Annotated in this window: 2 protein-coding genes; both read right to left on the bottom strand. The window is 67.7% G+C overall.

Features of this window, described 5'->3' with window-relative positions:
- Nucleotides 1-1,164: thiolase family protein (locus V6M57_RS07925; protein ID WP_332814443.1), on the bottom strand; the 1,164-nt coding region annotated here is incomplete at its 3' end.
- A 99-nt stretch (nucleotides 1,165-1,263) separates the two neighbouring features.
- Nucleotides 1,264-1,609 (bottom strand): hypothetical protein (locus V6M57_RS07930; RefSeq protein ID WP_332814444.1); only part of this gene is annotated, 346 nt, incomplete at its 5' end.

Genomic DNA, 1,609 nt, shown 5'->3' on the forward strand with positions numbered 1-1,609 from the left:
ATGCCGGGCGCCTGCGACCTGGCGCGCGCCGGCCTCGCCGCGCAACTGGGTGACCAGTTCGTACAGCTGGCCGATGCCGGTGGCGCCCAGCGGGTGGCCCTTGGATTCCAGGCCGCCGGAGGTGTTGATCGGCAGGCGCCCGCCGAGGCTGAAGTCGCCGCGCTCGGCGCAAACTCCGCCCTGGCCGAGCGGCGCCAGACCGAGGTTTTCCGCATGGATGATCTCGCCCATCGCCGAGGCGTCATGCAGTTCGGCGACGTGCATGTCCTGCGGGCCGAGGCCGGCGATCTCGTAGGCCTGCAGGGCGGCCAGGCGGCTGACGTGCTTTTCCGGCTCGTCCAGGCGCCGGTTGCTGAAGCTGCGCAGGACGCTGGCGGACACCTTGATGCAGCGGCGCTTGTCGGCGCCGATGCGCTTGAGTCCTTCCTCGGTGCAGAGGATCGCGGCCGCGGCACCGTCGGACAGCGGGGCGCACATCGGCAGGGTGATCGGGTAGGTGATCGGCGGGGCGGCCAGCACTTCGTCGATGCTGAAGGGCTTGCGGAACTGCGAGAAGGGGTTGTGCGCCGAATGCTGGTGGTTCTTCGCGCAGACCGCGGCGATCTGCCGCTGAGTGGTGCCATAGGTGTGCATGTGCCAGCGGCACATGGCGGCATAGATGGCCATGAACCTGCTGTAGGGCTTGTCCGACTCCGAGCCCGGCGGCGGGGTAATGCCCGCACCCATCTTCACCAGGGTCTGATAGTTCTCCTCGGCGCGGGAAACATCCCAGCCGGCCTCGAACAGGGCAAAGGCCTTCATCTTGTCCGGGATGTTCATCTTCTCGGCGCCGATCGCCAGGGCCACGTCGGTGGTGCCGGCCCTGAGGCACTGCACCGCCAGGTTGATCGCCGAACTGCCCGAGGCGCAGGCGTTCTCGACGTTGACGATGGGGATCTGCTCGATGCCCAGCTTGCTCAGGACCACCTGGCCGGGGATGGAGATCTGCCCCTGCAGCGGACCGTTGGTCATGCCGGCGTAGTAGGCCGCGCCAAGGTCCTTGCTGGTGCAGCCGGCATCCTGCAGTGCACCACGCAGGGCTTCGCCCGCCAGGTCGTCCAGGCTGCGTTCGAGATGACGACCGAATACGGTCATGGCGATACCGGCAATATAGATGGTGCTCATGAATGATTCCTGTGGATGGTTTGCTGGGCTGGTAGGTGTTGCTGGCTGCCCGGTCGCTGGCCGGCGCCCGCCTGCCGGTCACCGAGCGAGCGCGCCTGGTCAGGTGGCACCGCTCTCGCCGGCGGGTTGAAGTCCGTTCGTGCTGCGCAGGTAGCCCCAGAACAGCAGGGCGAAGATCAGGTCACCCGCGGCGAGGGCCGGCAAGCGCCCGTTGATGGTGCCGGCCAGCCAGTGGCTGAGGATGACGACGACAACCAGGGTTTTCAGGACGACGCCGAGGCTGATGAAGGGGCGGTAGCGCACCGGGTCCCGGGCTATCAGCCAGTAGACCCCACCGAAGAGCACGACCAGCCCCATGGCGATGTGAATGAACAGCAGCGCCGTCGGGTTGAGGGACAGCCCCAGCAGTTCGGCGGCCGGGCCGGGGACCAGCAGCAACGGCAGG

Origin of the sequence: Ramlibacter sp., from assembly GCF_036676645.1 — a bacterium.
In the GTDB taxonomy this organism is placed as follows: Bacteria; Pseudomonadota; Gammaproteobacteria; order Burkholderiales; family Burkholderiaceae_C; genus Ramlibacter.